At 74.6% G+C, this 928-nt stretch carries 2 protein-coding genes; both read left to right on the top strand.

What is annotated here, in order from left to right; translation table 11 throughout:
* Positions 1-26: 26 nt before the first annotated feature.
* Entirely contained in the window at positions 27-455 is a 429-nt protein-coding gene (gene arfB / locus FNX44_RS27205) for an alternative ribosome rescue aminoacyl-tRNA hydrolase ArfB (RefSeq protein WP_143651614.1), read from the top strand.
* Between the two features lie 147 nt (positions 456-602).
* On the top strand, positions 603-928 hold a 326-nt coding region (locus FNX44_RS27200), incomplete at its 3' end, for an ROK family protein (RefSeq protein WP_143651613.1).

Genomic DNA, 928 nt, shown 5'->3' with positions numbered 1-928 from the left:
GGCGGGTCGGGGGCGACCATGGACGCATGTCCGGTCCTTATCTCATCCGTGGCGCGGTGGCGCTGCCCGAGTCCGAGCTGCGTTGGCGGTTCAGTCGTTCCTCCGGGCCGGGCGGCCAGCACGTGAACACCAGTGACACGCAGGTCGAGTTGCGGTTCGACCTCGCGAACACCGAGGCGCTGCCGGAGGTGTGGCGGGAGCGCGCGCTGGAGCGGCTGGCGAACCGGCTGGTGGACGGCGTGCTGGTGGTGCGCGCCGCCGAGCACCGCTCGCAGTGGCGGAACCGCGAGACGGCGTGTGTGCGGATGGCCGCGCTGCTCGCGGAGGCGACGGCGCCGCCGCCGAAGCGGCGCAAGCAGGCGCGGACGCCGCGCGGCATCGTCGAGCGGCGGCTGAGGGAGAAGAAGCAGCGCGGGCAGCTGAAGCGCGGACGGTCCGGGCGCGGCTGGGACTGAGCCGTCGAGGCTGAGCCGCTGGGACTGAGCCGCTGGGACTGGGAGACGCGAGCCGGGGAGGTGGCAGAGGGGCGCGGGGAGTGAGGCGCGCTACCTCCTGCGTGAGTGGACTAGACCTTTCGAGGGGTGTCGGGCGAAACTGGGCCCGTGAGATACGCCATCGCCCTCGACGTGGGCGGCACCGGGATGAAGGCTGCCCTGATGGGGGCGGACGGCGGGCTGCTGCACCAGGCCCGCCGCCCGACCCGCCGTGAGGACGGTCCGCAGGCCGTGACCGCCGCCGTACTCGACTTCGCAGCGGAGCTCCGGCGCGTCGGCGTCGAACGCTACGGGGAGGAGCCCGCCGCGGCGGGCGTGGCGGTGCCCGGGATCGTCGACGAGGTCGCCGGCGTCGTCGCCTACGCGGCGAACCTCGGCTGGCGTGACCTGCCGCTGCGCGACCTGCTGGAGGAGCGGCTGGCCGGGGGCCGGGT

Source organism: Streptomyces alkaliterrae (genome assembly GCF_007097205.2).
Classification (GTDB): domain Bacteria; phylum Actinomycetota; class Actinomycetes; order Streptomycetales; family Streptomycetaceae; genus Streptomyces; species Streptomyces alkaliterrae.
The sequence above is the reverse complement of the archived record's forward strand: the minus strand, read 5'-3'. Positions and strand labels throughout refer to the sequence as shown.

Excerpts from the sequence above, each read along its gene's own strand:
- arfB (WP_143651614.1), top strand. The coding sequence starts at position 27 with ATGTCCGGTCCTTATCTCATCCGTGGCGCGGTGGCGCTGCCCGAGTCC.